Below are 16,434 nucleotides of genomic sequence, written 5' to 3'. Positions count from 1 at the left end.
GAACAGGGCTCCACGGAACTCGTCAATGCGTAAAGGGCTGATCGGCGTACTGATATCGCTGGGCCTACTGGCCGGTTGCAATGGCGAGCCTACCTATTCCGGCGTCAGCCTCATTGCGTACAACTACACGCCTTGGAGTTTGGAGCCGCTGCGCCTCAGTGATGCATCGGGAAGCGTCGCCGGTTCCAGCACACTGCCTCCTGGCGGGGGCGAGGGAAGCATCTCTTGCTGCTACACGTTTACGGGAACTGACTTCACCGTGAAATGGAGTGGAGGCGATCCCGTATTGATGCGCAAGCATATGTACGACGGCAAGTACGGCGAGGTGCTCTTCAAAAAAGAAACGTCGGTGCATTTCCCCGCGACGAAGGTGCCGGATGGCGACGGCTCGCTCATTCTGGAATTGCACATCTATCCCGATGAGCACATGGAACTAGCGTTGAGCCGCAAGCTGGAGGGACAAACCAGGATTCCGATCGTCGACACCACGCACTGGTTGTATGAAAAGTACCGTAGCGAACTGGTGGGCTACGAGCACGCTTATCAGTTGAGAGACGTTCTGGCAAAAGTCACGAAGCGGGCTTGGATGCAATACCGCATCGAAGGCGCCGAAGACATGCGCGGCTATATGTATCTGTACTTCGTCGTTGCATCGGATTTTGACAAGGATGCGGAGATCGCTGCGTTGCTGAATGACTCGACGAGAAAGCCCGGAGACTTCGGACGGGCCGTTGCTGCGTTGCCGGCTGAAAAGCTCGCGCGTATGAAGGCATCGGGGGCGCCTCCGGGAGACAAGAATGTCTGACGAGAAATTCAAAGCGATGCGGCGGCAGTATGAAAGCTGGGCGCTAGGTGGCTTGGGGGCGACCCATGCGTAAGGGATTGATCGGCGTGCTGATATGGCTGGGCCTACTGGCCGGCTGCAATGCCGAACCGACCTATTCAGGCGTCAGTTTCATTACGTACAACTACACGCCCTGGAACCTGGAGCCGGTTAGCCTTAGTGACGCATCCGGCAACGTGGCCAGTTCCAGCACACTGGCTCCCGGCGGAGGCGCGGGAAGGGTCTCCTGCTGCTACACGTTCAAGGGCACCGACTTCACCGTTGAGTGGAGCGGTGGCGATCCGGATTTGCTTCGAAAACATCTGTTCGACGACAAATTCGACGAGGTGCTCTTCAAGAAGGAAGCGGCGGTGCATTTCCCGGACACGAAGATACCCGGTGGGGATGGCACGCTCATCCTGGAACTGCACATCTATCCCGATGAACATATGGAGCTTGCGTTGAGCCGCAAGCTAACGGGCAACGCCAGGATCCCGATTATCGACACCGCTCGCTGGCTGTACGGCGAATACCGGAATGAGCTGGGCGGATACGAGCACGCGACCCAGTTAAAAAATGTTCTAGCAAAGGTCACGAAGCAGGCGTGGCTGCGGTACCGCATCGAAGATGCCGGGGACATGCGCGGCTACATGTATCTGTACTTCCTTGTGGCATCTGATTTCGATAAGGACGCGGAGATCTCCGCGCTGTTGAATGATGCGAATCGAAAGCCCGGCGACTTTGGCCGTGCGGTGTTTGCACTGTCAAAAGAGAAGATCGCGCAGATGAAGGCGACTGGCGCACCACCTGGAGATAAGAACGTGTGCAATGAGGTTCGAGGAATCGTCGCGGCAACGAAAGTGCATGCAGTGGGAATGGTCGGAGATACGGAATGCGCAAAGGACTGATCGGCGCGCTGATATCGCTGGGCCTGCTGGCCGGCTGCGATGGCAAGCCCACCTATTCAGGCGTCAGCTTCATTACCTACAACTACACGCCGTGGAACTTGGCGCCGGTTCACCTCAGTGACAGCGCGGGGAATGTGGCGGGTTCCAGCTCGCTCGCTGCTGGCGGGGGCGCGGGAAGGGTTTCTTGCTGCTACACGTTTTCAGGCACTGATTTCACGGTCACGTGGAGCGGGGCCGACCCCGATTTGATTCGCAAGCACATGTTCGACGGCAAGCTCGACGAGGTGATGTTCGAGAAGGAAACGTCGGTGCATTTTCCGGCGACGGAAATGCCCGACGGCGATGGAATGCCAATCCTGGAGTTGCATATCTATCCCGATGAACATATGGAGCTTGCGTTGACCCGCAACCTGGCAGGGGATGCCAGGATCCCCATCGTCGATACCGTTCGCTGGTTGTATAGGAAGTATCGCGACGAGCTGGTCGAATACGAGCACGCTGATCAGTTGGGAGATGTTCTTGCAAGGGTCACGAAGCAAGCCTGGATGCGTTACCGCATCGAAGATGCCGGAGACATGCGCGCCTACATGTATCTCTATTTCATGGTGGCGTCCGATTTTGAAAAAGATGCAGAGATAGCGGCGATGTTGAAAGCGCCAAACCGAAAGCCTGGCGACTTTGGTCGCGCGGTGGCTGCGTTGTCAAAAGACAAGATCGCGCAAATGAAGGCGACTGGCGCACCGCCCGGAGACAAGAACGTGTGCGATGAGGTTCAAGGAGTCGTCGCGGCTGCGAAAGTGCATGCGGTTGGAATGATGGGAGATCAGGCATGCGTAAAGAACTGATCGGCGTGCTGATTTGGCTGGGTCTATCGGCTGGCTGCAATGCCGAGCCTACTTACTCAGGCGTCAGCTTCATTACGTATAACTACACCCCTTGGAACCTGGAGTCGGTACGCCTTCGCGACGCCTCTGGTGGCATGGCCGGTTCGGGCGCCATTCCGCCTGGCGAGGGTGCGGGGAGAGTGGCGTGCTGCTACTCGTTGAAGGGAACGGAGTTCACGGTGACATGGAGCGGCGGGGACGCCGTTCTGATGCGCAAGCACCTGTTTGACGGCAGGTACAAAGAGGCGCTCTTCAAGAAGGAAACGAAGGTACATTTTCCCGCCACGAAGATCCCCAAAGGCGATGGCCCTTTGATCCTGGAATTGCATATCTACCCCGACGAACACATGGAGCTTGCGCTAAGCCGCAATCTGGTGGGACAGGTAAGAATTCCGATCGTCGATACCCTGCGATGGCTGTATGCGGATCATCGTGATGAACTGGTCGAATACCAGGATATCCACGACTTGGCGGACGTGCTTCCGAAGGTCGCCAAGCAGGCCTGGCAGCGGTACCGCATTGAAGATGCAGAAGACATGCGTGGGTACATGTACCTTTACTTCACGGTCGCTTCGGACTTCGAAAGCGACGCACAGATTTCGGCAATCCTGAAAGACAAGAACCGAAAACCGGGCGACTTTGGCCGCGCGGTGTTTGCACTGTCAAAAGAGAAGATCGCCCAGATGAAGGCGACTGGCGCTCCGCCCGGAGACAAGAACGTGTGCAGCGAGGTTCAAGGAATTGCCGTAGCCACGAAAGTGCATGCGGTGGGCATGCCTGGAAGTGAAGCATGCGTAAAGGGTTGATCGGCTAAAACTGGAGCGAGTTCGCCTCAGCAACGCTTAAGGCAGCGCCGCAAGATCCCCCCTTTGCCACCCTTACTTCTTCCCCGCCTCCACCTCGATCGTCACCGTATTCGACTTCACGTTCTCTGCCTCGATATACACCTCGTACGTCGCGGGCGTGGCGGGCAGGTGCAGTACGCCGGCCATATCAGTGGTGAAGCGCGTTTCTACCGTCATGCCGAGCGGTAGCGGGATCTTGGGCGGGGGTGCACCCTCGCTGGGGTCGACCGACACGTTGGGCAGCTTGGGTCGGACGTAGTTGAACGCGATGCCGCGGTACACCTTGCCGGTGCGCGTATCCACCGCCACAAAACGCGGCAGTTGCGGGTTTTCCACCACGGGCAGGATGCCGCGCGCGCACACGGGGATGGTCAGCGTGCTGCCGTCGCGGATCGTCACGCGGGTGGGTGCGGCGATGCGCATTTGCGCGTCGTAGCCTTGCAGCGGCGGCATGCAGGCGTGTTCCTTCTGCGAGTGCGCGGGCACCGAAGCGAAGGTGGCGGGTTCAATCCAGTCGGTCGTCATGATGGGCATGTCGGTTTTCTAAAAAGGGCGGCGTTAGAACGCCGTCCAGCCTTCGGAGCAGTCGACCTTGCGCACGGCCTTGCTGCAACTTGGGCAGAAATGAATGTTCGCGCAGGTGATGCCGTACATCACGCACTGCCCGATTTCTTCGTTGTACTCGCCGTTCTGGTCGGGCAGGCCGTAGTAGCAGTGGCCTCCTGCGTTGTAGTAGAAGTGCGGCGGCGGGTCCAGCTTTGAATCGTCCGCCGAATCGTCCTGAGTGCGCAGGCCGGGCCAGTCGGGGCCGCTGGGCACCATGCCCAGCAAGTGGCCCATTTCGTGGGCAAGGGTCTCGGTCAGGTAGGCCTGCGAGTTGGGCTCGTAGGGGTCCAGCGTCGAGACGAACAGCAAGTTGGTGCCCGTGATGGCAAGGCCGGCGTAGCTGGCAGCCACGGTGTTGAACTGGATGTTCAGTATGCCGGTCAGCGGCGTGGGCGACACGCGGGTCAGGTCCACCGACACCGACCAGACCGAGCCATTGCTTTCCCGGATGGGGGTGATCAGGTGGCGCGGTATGGGAATCGAGCGCTCGGCGCCCGAGGCGTCCGTGTGGATGTAGCGGGCGTGCACCAGCCAGTCGTCGCTGGCGTCGAACTCGTACCAAAGGCCGGATTGGGTTCGGTCGTCGTTGACGATGGGCACGGTCATGACGCGCCCGCCCGGGCCGGCGGGCACTGGCAGGCGCATGTCGCCGCTGACGCCCGGCGCGGCCAGGCGGTCGACGTGGCAGACCACCAGCGTATACGGCTCGCGCTGCTTGCCGGCGGAGCCGGCGTAGACGGCGCGGACAGCGTCCATGATGGCGTGCTGGGACTCGGGGGTGTCGGCGGCGTCAACCGCCGAGCGGCCCCGGAATTGCAGGCGCGGAAGCTGGATCATGTCGATGCCGTGCAGCGCGAATTCCGCGGTGACCGGCGTGACGTCGGCCAGGTGATGCGCCGGACGCGCGCTCATGCACATGACTTCCTGGATGTACAGGCGGCGCACGGTCTCGACGCGCTCGGTCTTGATCAGTTGGCCGCGTTCGTCGCGCACCTCGAACAGGTACAGGTTCAGGCCGGCGGCGGGCAACGCGATGTCGTCCACGATGCGGGTGCCATCGGCGTTGGTGACGTAGCTGCGCGGGTTGCTGTGCGGTTCCTGATAGCTGGCACGGCGGCCGCGTTCACGGGCGGAGTAGGGGATGTTGGCCGGGTCGGCCTTCACGGTGATGGTGAAGCGGTGCTGGCCGGGCCGGTTGAACTCCACGTGGATGCGCGGGCGGTTCGACTGCCGTTCAGTGGTGGTCAGCGCGTTGCCGTCGTTCCAGCGTTCGGCAACCTGGTCCAGGTTCACGTATTGCAGGCGCGCGCCGTCCTGGCGGGCGCGATAGGTCGATACGCCGGGAACGACGCGGCCGGAGCCATCGGCAGGCGGCGTGCCGCCGGGCAGGTTCGTGCCCTGGGTGCGCGCCACGGGACCTAGCCCGACCGAGTCCAGCACGTCGCGCGCAATCTGCGGCAGCGGGGAATCGGCCACGCCGGGAATCTTCATCAGCACCTCGGCCACCTTGGGCAGCGTCTCGGTGGCCAGCGTGGGCGATTGCAGGATGGCGCCGATCACGCTCGGCACCGACGACGAAGACAGGCCCGGCATGCTGAGGATGGCGCCTGCCACCGACGGGATGTTGGCTTGCTTGACGTCGGGCAGGGTGAAGAGCGTGTCCACGGCGGAACTCAGGGCCGCCATGCGGTCGCCACTGGCGTTCAGCGCCTGCGTCATGACCGGCACGATGGCCGCGCTGACGTTGGCGCTGACGCCGCCCGCCGCAAACGTGGACGCGCTGGATAGGGCGGTGGACGCGGCGCTGGCTTGCTGCGCGAACGTCGCCAGCCCGCCAGCGCCCGCGACGGCGGCGATGCCCGACGCGCCGGAGCCGCTTGCCGTGGTGGCGGCGGCCGATGCGCCCGCGCCGCCCACGGCGGAAAGATCCGTGGCGCGGGTGGCGGGGGTGCTGTCGGACATGCCCGCCGCGCGCGCGGTAGCGCTGCCCAGGTTCGCGTCCGGCGTGGCGGGGGCGGCGGTGATTGCCGTGCCTGCCGAGGCGGGAGGGGTTGCGGTGGGCGCTTTGGGAACGGGAGTGCTGGTGACGGGCGAGGTGGGGGTGGCTGAGGCCGACGCGCCGTTGGTGGAGGCGGTGCTGGCCGTTGCTGTCGCGGGCGAGGTGGCGGTGGCGGGTGCGTTGGCCGCGCCATGGCCGGAGCCGCCAGTCGGTGTGTTGGTTGACGGGCTGGCGGATGGGCTGGCCGATGCGTTGGCCGATGCGTCGGCGGAAGCACTGGCGGGCGCATTGGCCGATGTATTGGCTGATGACGCGCTGGCCGACGCGTTGCCGGCCGCATTGCCCGTTGTGTTACCGGTCGCATTGGCTGGTGCGTGGGCAGCGCTGCCAGCGGTGTCCGCCGAGGCATCCGGCGCCGTGCCGCTAACGGCGTTGGTCGAGCTTGCACCCGCAGCGGCGGCTGGCGTGTTGGCGCCCGCGCCTGCCGAGGCGACAGAGGCGGATTCGCTTCCGGACCCACCGGCAACCTTAGCGTCTCCGGCGACGGAGGCTGTGCCGGCGTTCGCGTGGGCGGAGGCTGCTGCGCTTGTGTCGGCGCCAGTCTGGGCTGTCGAGGGAGCGGCGGCGGTGGCGGCACTGTTGGTGGAGCCGGTAGCGGCGCTGGTCGCGGCGGTAGTCGTCGCGGTGGTCGAGCCTGCCGCGCTGCTGCCGGAGGCTCCCAAGCCCGCGCTGCTGGCACCAGCACCAGCACCAGCACCAGCACCCGCACCCGCACTCGTACCCGCACCCGCACCGACGCCCGCCACGCCGGACGCCGCGCTTGCGCCAGCAGAGGCTTGTGTGCCGGGAAGGTTCAGCCCACCGTCGCCTGAACCGCCGGGCAGGCCCGCGCCTTGCGGCAGGGGGCTCTGCGTGTTGGAAACGAAGCCAGGTGTTTGCGTGGAGACGCCGGGCGTCAGGGGTGGGGTGTCGCCAGACAGGCCGCCGGTGGTCGGCATGGTGTTGCTTGATGCCAGCAACGTGTCGGTATCAGGTGAGGCAACGCTTGCTGCATCAGCAGAGACATCGGCGGAAGTGATCGCCGCCAAGTTCGTGCTGTGGTCCGCGCCAGTCAGTTGCGCAAGCGTTTCGTCATGCGCCATGCCTGCGGCGGACGACGCCGCCGCGCCGCTTGTGGCGTCGGGCAGGTTGACGCCTTGCAACGTGGCCGGGGCCTGTGCATCAACGTTGCCCAGGTCGATGGCGCCAGACATCGCGCCGCCAGCAGCGGTGGCCGACGATGCCGCGTTCGCCGCATTGCTGGTTGCATTCGCCGCGCTGGCAAACAATGCGCCTGCGCTAGCCGCCAGGGATGCAAGCACCGCGGTACTGGGCAATGCGGACTCGCTCTGCGCTGCGCGAGCATCGGCGTGAGCGTCGACTGAAGCCGCGTCTTGCACAACGGGCGTGCCGGGGGCGGTGAAGGACGATGACGAAGGTGTCGTCGCGGCGGCTGTGGGGCTGGCGGCGTGCGCCGAGCGTGCGGCACTGCCGTTGGCCTGGGCGGACGCGGTGTCGGATGTGACGTGAAGCGCGGCAGAGCCGGCCCCGATGCGGGCATCAGCCGGCCTCGGTTCCGACGGCGCGCGCGTCGTCAATTCGGCGCTTGCCGTCGCGTGGAACGCAGCCGCAGCCGCAGTCGCAGCCGCAGTCGCAGTCGCAGTCGCAGCCGTAGCCGCAGCCGCAGCCGCTGGGGTATCGCTGGCAATCGAATCGACGGATCCAGTTGGGCTGATGGAAGCAGGGGATGAGGCCGAAGAAGAAGAGGAGTCCGACGCCGAAGTGGCAGCCGACGCAGAAGAATGAGTCGAGCCAGGCGTGTTGGCCAAAGCAGGAGCAGCGGCCGACACATCAGATGTAGCAGACGTGCCAGATGCATCGGAAGCGCCGGTGCTGCGCGCTTGGCCTTGGTCATCCGCGTGCGTACGCAGCGAGGTGGCTGCGCCTGTTGTTGCGACGGCGACGGCGGCGGCGAGCAGGCCATTGCCACTGCCATTGTCGCTGCCGGAAGCGCTCGCGAGCGTTGCGGCGGCAGCTATCGGCGTGTGGTCCGCTGTCGCCGGCGTCGATGTGGCGTCCGACATCGTGGGCGTCGGGTTGTCTTGTACAGACGCCAAGGCATCGGGCGTGCCTGCGGCGTCTTGCGTGGACCACTGCGTGCCTGCCGCATTGGATGTCGTCGATGCGCTTGCCACGTCCAGCGTCGTGTCGGACGCGCTGGCAAGCGTCGTGGCTACCGTGCTGGCATCAGCACCGGAAAGCGAGCCGGCAGGCAAGGCATTGATGGTTGCGTCGGCTGGGATGGACGTTGCGATCTGGCTGGTGCCGACAGTTGGCATGCCTAGGTCTGTCGCGACGATCGTCTGAGGCGTTGTGGTGGCTGCCATGACGCCGCCTATTGCCGGGTCGGTTTGCGTGGGCGCGGCCGAAGCGGCAACGTCGGGCAAGGCGGCGCTTTCCGTGGACGCCGTGAAGGCGGGGGAGGAAGGCAACGTGGAGGGCGATACGGCGGTTTGACCGGTAGGTGCTACGAAGGAATCTGAAGCCGAACCCATGGAGGGCGCATCGAAAGACGCACCCGTGGGTACGGCCGAAGCGGTCAATGAAGACGCATTGCCCGCCGCGCCGGTAGCCAGAATCGTGGGGGCGGCGGAAGATGCGCCAGCCGCCGCGATCGACGGAGCAATCGACGAAGCGCCGGCCGTTGCAATCGAAGGTGCAATGGAGGAAGTTCCGGCCGTTGCAACCGACGGAGCAACTGAGGAAGCTCCAGCCGCCGCAACCGAAGGGTCAACGGCAGACGCTCCCGCGCCTGCAACCGATGGTGCGACAGACGCTGCACCTGCTGTGGCAACCGAAGGCTGATCCACGGACGCAACGGACGAGATGGGTACATCGGACGATGGCGCTGATGCGGAACCCGCCGTTGCCACGGGTGACGTGCCAAGCGCACCGGCGGGAGGAGTATCTACCGCCGCAGCCCCAGCGGCGTGCTCACCCGTAGCGGCATTCGCCGGTGCCGCGCCGGTTGCGGAGCTGGCAGCACTAGCCGTCGCCGTCGGGGACGTGCTTGCAACCGAAGGTGCTGAGGCGACGGCGGGCGAGCTGGCAGCCGGATCAGCAGCGGAGGGCGCGGCGGATGTGGCAGATGCAGTAGCTGTGGATGCGGCAGATGCGGCAGGTGCAGTAGATGGGCTGGATGCGGCAGGCGCCTGCGGTGCTTGCACCGTACCGCCAGTCGCCGCACTCGGCGCATCGGCCGTAGCCGGTGCGGCGCCAGCCACGGACGTGGCTTCGGCAGCAGATGCTTGCGAGGCAGTTCCGCCCGCAACAGCGCTTGCGCCAGCGTCTGTTCCAACACCCGACCCCACACCCGACCCCATTCCCGCGAACGACGCCGCTCCGGAAATCATCTTCGATGCCCCTTCCGGCGCAACCGAAGCCAGCATTTCCGTGGCAGCCGGCAGTGCGGCCGACGGGTCCTTGATCAGTGCGGCGGCTTGTGACACCTTGCCGGCCGCTGATGCGGCGGAATCGATCATGCCGCTTGCACCCGGGGCTACCGAGCCAAGTAGCTTCGACCCAGTCGGCAGGGCCGACATGGGATTCGCGGCCAGCGCCTGCGCCTGCGAGACCATGCCCATGGCGCTCTTGGCGCTACTGAGCAAGCCGCCCATGGCAGGGCTGGTGTTGCCCAGCAAGCCCGGCGCGGCAGACAGCGCGCCCATCGGATTCTTGGCCATCCCGGCCAGCGTGTTCGCCTGGCCGGCAAGCTGCGATAGCTTGGACGCGGCGCCCGCCGCCTTCTGGCCCAGTTCCGCCAAACCGCTGGGCATGATGTCGCCTAGCCCGGCAGTCCCAACGCCGGCAGCGCCAGCGCCGGCTGCACCGCCGAAGCCCGCCATTAATCCAGAAGCCGCCTTCTTGGCGGCAGAGGCCATCGCGCCGTCCTTGTGGACCAGTTCCGCGCTGACGATCAACGGGTCGTCGACGGTGGTGCTGGGCAAGGCGGGCAGGTTGGCGGCGTCGCTGCCGGGGCCCACGAAGTTGTGCGTGGCGCCCTTGACCGAGAACAGGCCCGGCCCCTTGAATACGATGTCAGCGCCGTCCAGCGTGACGCTGCCGCCCGCGGCCTGCAAGGTCACGCGCTGGTTGCCCAGGATCTCGATGCCTTCGGCTGACGAGGTCACGGTGATGTCCTGGCCTGCCAGCGCTTCCAGGATGTCGGTGTGCGCGTGCAGCGACACCGGCGCTTGCGCCGAGATGGCGCGAATGGGGCCTTGCTGCGCGAACACGCTGGCCGAGCGCGCTGAGACCGCCGAATACGTTTGCTGCGCGGCCACGTGCGCGTCCGACTGCGCGGTGGCGTGCAGGTGTTCGCCCGCATGCAGCACGGCGCTGGCGGGGGTGGCCAGGTTCAGGGAATTCGGTGCGTCGATCAGCAGATGCGGGCCGTTGATGCGTTCAACGGCGGCCGAGTCGGTGCGTTGGCCGCTCGCGCCCTTGCCGGCGGCCTGGCCGTTGACCTGGGCGGTATAGCGCCCGTCTTGTTCTGGGTCCAGCGCGGCAAGCAGTTCGTCGTAGCCCTCGGCCGCCGCCATCGGGCGTGCCTGATGCTGGCCGGCGCTGTCATTCAAGCGGCGCGATGCGTCTTGTGCGCCGCGCAGCAGCAGCAAGGCTTCTTGCGCGTCTGCCTGGGTGGACTTGGCTTGTTCGCGCGCGGTGGCCGACACCAGCATGCCCTGGCCCGAGCGCACGATCGTCCAGGCGTCCGAGCGCAGTTCAAAGCCCGTGCCGCGCCATGCGCCACGGTTGGCGTCGTCCAGGTCCTGTTCAACCAGATGGCCCAACCCAAGCTGGGTGGCGGCGGTGGAGCTGGCCAGCCGCGTGCGCAGTTTGCCGCGCGTATCGTCAAAGACCCATTGGTTGCGGCCCGCGCCGTCCAGGCCTTGGCTATGCCATCCGCTCAGCACGCCCGCATGATTGGTCTCGGCATTCTCGCCGGCGGACCAGGGCGGAAGATCGGCGTCGTTATAAAGCTGACCGGCAACAACCGGCCTGTCGATATCGCCATCGATAAATTCCACGATGACCTCGGTGCCGCCCCGGGGCAGGTGATGCGCGCCCCAGTTGGGGCCGGCTTGGGCGCTGGCCACGCGCAGCCAGGTGCCCGAGCGTTCGTCGCCGGGGGCGTTGCCGCTGGCGTCGCCATGCGTGCGATGCGGCAGGCCGCCCGTCAGGGGCTTGTCGCCGCGCTGCCAGGGGAATTGCACCTTGACGCGCAGGTCGCGGTCCGACGTGATGGGGGCGTCGCTGGCGCTGACCACCACGGCGGCCAGGCTTTCGGGGGCGGTGGGGCGGGGGCGCCAGGCGGGAATCAGCGCGGCGGCTTCGGGCTGCGCGGTGAAGCGGTTGCGGTAGGTGCCGCGTTCCATGTCGGCGGTGTTCAGCACCTGGGTGGCCTGGGAACCCAGGTTGTTGCTGGCTTCGTGCACCACCTCCAGCACTACATAACGGTTGCCGCCCAGTTCATCGACCGCCTGCTTGCTGTCTCCTTCGCCGCCACCACTGCCGCCGTCGGCATAGCGCTCATGCTGGGTCATCGCGAACAAGCGGCCGGGGGCCAGGGACCGCGCGGTGCCCGCGCCCGCGAACCGCACGATGCGCGATTCATGGGCGCGCAGGGAACGCGCCGCGCTTTGTTCGGCGGCGTCGTCATCGGCGTAGCGGCCGTGTCCGGCGTAGTCGTAGTCTTCCAGCACCGGCAAGGCTTCCACCTGCACGGGCGAGCGGCTTTGCGCGGCATGCGCGGTCAGCGTGCGTTCGTTCCAGGCGGCGCGCGCCACGGCGTTGGGGCGCACGGCCTGCGCCGCCGAGAAATGCGTGATGCTGTCGCGGGTTTCAGTGGCGTCGCTGCGATGAAAGCGCAGGGGCGACGCCGGGTCTTCGGGGCGCGCCGCGCCCGCGTCGAAGATCACGACGCGATGGCGCGCGCCGCCACCCGCCGCCTGGCCGTCGTCTTGTTGATGTTCAAAGCGATACGACAGGCCCGCTTCGGCCAGGATGCGCTGGACGAATTGCAGGTCTGACTCGCGGTACTGCGTGCAGGTCGCAAGCGGGGGCAGGGTGTCGCTAAGTTCAAACGCAAAGGCCGCCTGCGGATAGTCCGCGAAAATCTCGCTGACGATGTCCTGCACCGACCTGTCTTGATAGATGAAGCTGTCGCGCCGCAAGGCCAGCGCGGCCAGCCAGGGCGCGGCGTGCAGGCGGTAACGGGCCAGGCCGCCATCGGCGCCCAGCGCATCCACGCCTTCAACGACGGCATGCCAGCGGCGCATTGAACCGTCCGCCAGCAGCAGACTGACGCTGATCTCCTTGCCCAGCAAGGACGCCACGTCAAGCTCGGCGCTGGCCGCCAGGCAGTCCAGCGTCAGCGTGAACAGGCGCGATACGCCTTCGCGCAACGTCATCTGTTCGGCCACCAGTTCAGCATCCAGCGGCGCGCTGACGCGCAGCATGCGCGCTTGTTGCGACAGGGTGGCGATGTTCATCGACGAGTAGGCCGACGCGGTTGACGGGTTCGAAGGCAAAGCGTTCATGGCAGCGAGATGGTCAGGTGCGCGGCGCGGGGACCCAGCTTGACGATGTCGTGATACGGCGCCATCGCCGTCTGCATTTCCGTATTCAGGAAGTGGCCCATGCCCAGGAAGGCCAGCAGGCCCAGCAGGGCGAACACCGTCATGATCGACCACAGCGGCACGTCGCGCTTGAGCGTGTGGGCAACCTTGTCGGGCAGGGGCCAATGCGGCGCGAAGCCGGTGCGCTTGCCGCGCAGCAGCGCGATCTCATCGCCCAGCCGCGCCGTCAGGTAGCCCAGCTTTTCCTGGCCTTCGATCAGGTACTTGCCCTGGAAGCCCAGCAGCAGGCACATGTAATAGATCTCTAGCGATTGCAGGCGCGGCGCGCCTTGCGCTCGCAGGTCTTCCAGGCGCGCAAAGAAGTTCTCGCCCGCCAGTTGCTCACCGAACAAGGTCAGTTGCAGCGGTTGCAGCATCCAGGCGTCGCGTATCGCGAAGCCGGAGTTCAGCACGGTTTCGTCGACGGCGGCGCAGAAGGCGTACTTGGTGGCGTAGATGTCTTCCGCCGCAATATCCAGCTTCTTGGCGGCGCGTTCGTAGTCGGCCAGAAACTGCTGCACGCGCGCCGAGAACGCGGCGGCGTCGGTGGGCTCCTGCCCGCTCTTGACCAGGAACAGCATCAGGAAGCCGTCGTAGAGCAGGTCCAGCAAGGACTTGGCGGGCCGGCTGGCATGGAATTCGGCGGCACGTTGAGGCAGCGTTGCGCCGGGCATCAGAGAGGGGGCGTCAGCGGTCATGGCGATGTCGTTCCTGTCAGCGGGTAACTGCGATCAAATCCAGCTTGAGTTCGGGAATGCCGGCGGGGGCATAGATGGCGATGCTGCGCGCTTGCAGCATGCGGTCGTAAAGCGAACCACGCGTTTGCAGCGCGAAGTACACCGCGCCGGGCTTCACGGGCACGGCGGGCGGCACTTGCGGCGTATAGGTCAGCGGCACGCCCGGCATGGCGGACAGCACCAGCTTGTCGACGTCTTCCGGGGCGCCCACCTTGAAGCGCATGGGCACGCTTTCCGAGAGCTCGCGGGCCGGCATCGCGGCTTGTACCGACAGGTAGAGCGAGGTCGTCTCGTCGAGCTTGTCGGAATCCAGCCGACCCATGTGGAACGACGGCCGCAGCTCTTCCAGCACGATGGAGAAGTAGCGCGTCGAGATCACCGTTTCCAACAGGTCGCGCAGAATTTCATCCATGCGGGCAAACGCCGGCCCGGGGGCGTCGTGGCGGTACACCGGCAGGTCGGCCAGCGTATGCACTTTCGAGAACGTCATCAACGCGCCCGCCAGCCGCGCCAGTTCCTGGAACAGGCGTTCGGGATGCAGTTGCGGGTGATGGAACAGGTGCGACAGCGTGGCGTAGGCTTCGTTGGCGGTGTGCAGCAGCCAGAAGGAAGCCACGTCGCCCGAGCGGAACTCAATGATGTTCTTGCTGGGTTCGCGATGAAAGCCGTACAGCGCGTTGACCTTGGCCTGTAGCGCGTCCAGCAGGCGGCGCAGTTGTTCGTGCAGCGCGCCCGAGGCCGTCAGCGACAAGCTGGGCGCGATGAACGAGGTGTCCAGTTCGTAGCCGGCGCTGGCCGTGCGGCGCACGCGCGCCACCGGAATCGCCAGCAGTTCGTCGCGCGGCTCGAATTCGGAAATCAGCCGCACGTCTTTGCGCAGGTAGGTCAGTTCGGCGGTGGTGGCGCCGGTATATAGATCGGGCGCGGGGGCGTTGGCGTGCGTGTAGCGGGTGTCGAAGCTGGCTGCCGCCTGGCCGTCGCGGTAGTTGCCGCCGATGGCCTTGAGCGGATGAATGGCCAGATAGAACACCGCTTCGCTCACGCCATCCAGCGCGGTCAGCGCAACGGGCGGGGGCAGCTCGTCGCCGTGGGGCGCGTTGTAGAGCTCGCCGTCGGGAAACACGGCCGTCATTTCAATGGCGCGCAACATGCCGTTGGCCAATGCCGAGGCATCGAAACGCGCCGAGCGCAGGCCCCAGGCATAGGGATGCAGCGCGCGGGCCATCTCGGCCAGGCGGTCTTCGTGATACGCATCCTGCCGCTGGAAATGCTGCGGGCGGAGGAACAAGCCCTCACCCCAGAGGACTTTGGCTGAATAACTCAAGTGACGCTCCTTCAGGTCTTTCTATCTCTATATATATAGAAGGCGGGCAGTCGCGCGGTGCGCGTCAACCGGGACACTGCACGCCGGAAAGGCGGGACGGGTCGTAGGGTGGCATGCCCGCCGGCAACGTGGGTTTGCCAGTGGCGACTGTCAGCGCGCAGGCGTGCGCGCCCAGGACAATGCCACTGTCTTCAACGTCGTCGACTTTGAATACGTACTTCCAACGCATCGGCGCCGGCGCATAGAACAGCCCGGCAACCGCGATGTATTCCGCCTGCTTGGGGACTTTTTCAACGGTCTCGACACGCTGTCCCGGCGTGAGCGTGAGCTCGCGCGAACCCAGCACCGTTTCCCCCAGCGCGGTTTTCTCCTGCGCAGTGTCTATCAATTGCGTGAGCGGCGCACGTTGGAATTGCTCAGGATTCTTCAGGTAGTATATTTTTGTAACTACCGCCGTCGCTTGTCCGCTGCCGGCGTTCAAATTTTCTCCGGCGTGCACCGTCAATTTCACATCAACGGGCGCGTTTTCCTGCTTTTTCAAGCCCGCCATCTCCATCGCATTACCGGTCAAACCCGCCACCGCGCCGATGGCCGAAACGGCCGCACATCCAGTGATGGCGGTGCTTGCGAGCGTGCAAGCGGCCACTGCGAACAAACGTGATAAATGGATATGTTTGGACATGGCCCTTTATACCGGAAGTGTGTGAAGCAATACAGATGGCTGCACGATGCGTGCAAATTCGACGCACGTAACATGAAGACACGCGCTGTAGCGCTGTACTAACAAAAGGTTGTTGAAATACGGCCCCTAGTTACAACCTTGCTAGGTGCTTAAAAAATGCCCTTTCCCCGCCTCGTCGTTGTTGCCGGCCTCATCGCTTTGATGGCCGGTTGTGCGTCGGTAAAACCGCAGTCGGATGCGGAATACAAGCAGTCCATGGCCGCAGCGGAAAAGACGCTGGAGCAGAAGGGCGCGGATCAGGCCGTCGCGCAGTTTGAAGAGATTGCCCAACGCAATCCGACCAAGGGCGAGCCCTGGTCCTACATTGCGAAGATCCGTTTTGACGAACAGAAATACGGCCAGGCCATTGTTGCCGCCGACGAAACGCTAAGCCGCGATCCGCAGGATTTCGTGGCCAAGACGGTGCGTGCGGTGGGCGGCTTGCGTGTGGCGATGCAGTCCCTGGCTGACCTGCGCGCCGATGCGTTGCTGGCCGGCAATGCGCGTGCGGATGCCGTGGCGCTGGCCGCTGCCATGCGTGAAACGCTGGGGCAGGACGTGCTGTTTCCTGAAGGCCGCCGTCCGCCGCCGCGTCGCCAACAACAACGCAAGGTGGAACCCGCCGTGCCCGCGGCTACGGCGCCTGCGGGAAGCACCGCAACGCAAGCCGCTACGGCGCCTGCGTCCGCTGCGCCCGCCGCTGCGCCCGCCGCTACACCCGCCACTACACCCGCCGCGCCCAAACCCGCTAATCCACCCGCCCCGCAGCCTAATCGCGCGCCGAATCCCTTCGGCGATCTGCTCACCAAGTAATTCGCCTCAGCGCGCGCCGCGGCCTGCGGCGCACGGCTGACCGATAGACAAGATCCTT

General features: G+C 65.1%; 10 protein-coding genes. 5 read left to right on the top strand and 5 right to left on the bottom strand.

The annotated features are described in order from the left end of the window. The first annotated feature begins 25 nt into the window (after nt 1–25). The 4 genes from M2361_RS24905 to M2361_RS24890 all read left to right on the top strand — a co-directional run bounded on the left by M2361_RS24905 (nt 26) and on the right by M2361_RS24890 (nt 3,421). Complete coding sequence (locus M2361_RS24905; protein WP_259252466.1) at nt 26–805, top strand: hypothetical protein; 780 nt, start codon at nt 26–28, stop codon at nt 803–805. A 65-nt stretch (nt 806–870) separates the two neighbouring features. Continuing rightward, on the top strand, nt 871–1,731 hold the full coding sequence (locus M2361_RS24900; protein ID WP_259252465.1) for a hypothetical protein: 861 nt from the start codon (nt 871–873) through the stop codon (nt 1,729–1,731). Continuing rightward, the gene (locus M2361_RS24895) at nt 1,716–2,576 is read left to right on the top strand and encodes a hypothetical protein (RefSeq protein WP_259252464.1); all 861 of its coding nucleotides are present in this window, start codon (nt 1,716–1,718) and stop codon (nt 2,574–2,576) included. The genes M2361_RS24900 and M2361_RS24895 overlap by 16 nt, the downstream gene beginning before the upstream one ends. After that, a complete protein-coding gene (locus M2361_RS24890; protein ID WP_259252463.1) occupies nt 2,561–3,421 on the top strand; it encodes a DUF3304 domain-containing protein in 861 nt (286 codons plus the stop codon). The genes M2361_RS24895 and M2361_RS24890 overlap by 16 nt, the downstream gene beginning before the upstream one ends. Nucleotides 3,422–3,493: 72 nt before the next feature. Here M2361_RS24890 and M2361_RS24885 read toward each other — a convergent pair whose 3' ends face one another. The 5 genes from M2361_RS24885 to tssJ form a co-directional block, all read right to left on the bottom strand. Next, complete coding sequence (locus M2361_RS24885) at nt 3,494–3,994, bottom strand: hypothetical protein (RefSeq protein WP_259252462.1); 501 nt, start codon at nt 3,992–3,994, stop codon at nt 3,494–3,496. Between the two features lie 24 nt (nt 3,995–4,018). Next, nucleotides 4,019–12,703 (bottom strand): type VI secretion system tip protein TssI/VgrG, encoded by an 8,685-nt coding sequence (gene tssI, locus M2361_RS24880; RefSeq protein ID WP_259252461.1) that lies wholly within the window; start codon nt 12,701–12,703, stop codon nt 4,019–4,021. Then, nucleotides 12,700–13,479 carry a type IVB secretion system protein IcmH/DotU gene (icmH, locus tag M2361_RS24875; RefSeq protein WP_100853056.1) on the bottom strand — a complete coding sequence of 260 codons (780 nt, stop codon included), beginning with the start codon at nt 13,477–13,479 and terminating at the stop codon, nt 12,700–12,702. Before icmH ends, tssI begins: the two co-directional genes overlap by 4 nt. Nucleotides 13,480–13,495: 16 nt before the next feature. After that, nucleotides 13,496–14,842, bottom strand: a complete 1,347-nt coding sequence (gene tssK / locus M2361_RS24870; RefSeq protein WP_259252460.1) for a type VI secretion system baseplate subunit TssK — start codon at nt 14,840–14,842, stop codon at nt 13,496–13,498. 64 nt (nt 14,843–14,906) lie between these two features. Next, nucleotides 14,907–15,524, bottom strand: a complete 618-nt coding sequence (gene tssJ, locus M2361_RS24865; protein WP_259252459.1) for a type VI secretion system lipoprotein TssJ — start codon at nt 15,522–15,524, stop codon at nt 14,907–14,909. A gap of 156 nt (nt 15,525–15,680) precedes the next feature. Between tssJ and M2361_RS24860 the strand changes: the two genes are divergently transcribed. Continuing rightward, nucleotides 15,681–16,376 (top strand): hypothetical protein, encoded by a 696-nt coding sequence (locus M2361_RS24860; protein ID WP_259252458.1) that lies wholly within the window; start codon nt 15,681–15,683, stop codon nt 16,374–16,376. Nucleotides 16,377–16,434 lie beyond the last annotated feature (58 nt).

Source organism: Achromobacter sp. JUb104 (assembly GCF_024806975.1).
Classification (GTDB): domain Bacteria; phylum Pseudomonadota; class Gammaproteobacteria; order Burkholderiales; family Burkholderiaceae_B; genus Achromobacter; species Achromobacter spanius.
This window is presented reverse-complemented; position numbering and strand designations above follow the sequence as displayed.

What these genes read in the sequence shown, in the direction of transcription:
- M2361_RS24905 (WP_259252466.1), top strand. Translation starts at nt 26, where the DNA reads ATGCGTAAAGGGCTGATCGGCGTACTGATATCGCTGGGCCTACTGGCC.
- M2361_RS24900 (WP_259252465.1), top strand. Translation starts at nt 871, where the DNA reads ATGCGTAAGGGATTGATCGGCGTGCTGATATGGCTGGGCCTACTGGCC.
- M2361_RS24895 (WP_259252464.1), top strand. Translation starts at nt 1,716, where the DNA reads ATGCGCAAAGGACTGATCGGCGCGCTGATATCGCTGGGCCTGCTGGCC.
- M2361_RS24890 (WP_259252463.1), top strand. Translation starts at nt 2,561, where the DNA reads ATGCGTAAAGAACTGATCGGCGTGCTGATTTGGCTGGGTCTATCGGCT.
- M2361_RS24885 (WP_259252462.1), bottom strand. Translation starts at nt 3,994, where the DNA reads ATGCCCATCATGACGACCGACTGGATTGAACCCGCCACCTTCGCTTCG.
- tssI (WP_259252461.1), bottom strand. Translation starts at nt 12,703, where the DNA reads ATGAACGCTTTGCCTTCGAACCCGTCAACCGCGTCGGCCTACTCGTCG.
- icmH (WP_100853056.1), bottom strand. Translation starts at nt 13,479, where the DNA reads ATGACCGCTGACGCCCCCTCTCTGATGCCCGGCGCAACGCTGCCTCAA.
- tssJ (WP_259252459.1), bottom strand. Translation starts at nt 15,524, where the DNA reads ATGTCCAAACATATCCATTTATCACGTTTGTTCGCAGTGGCCGCTTGC.
- M2361_RS24860 (WP_259252458.1), top strand. Translation starts at nt 15,681, where the DNA reads ATGCCCTTTCCCCGCCTCGTCGTTGTTGCCGGCCTCATCGCTTTGATG.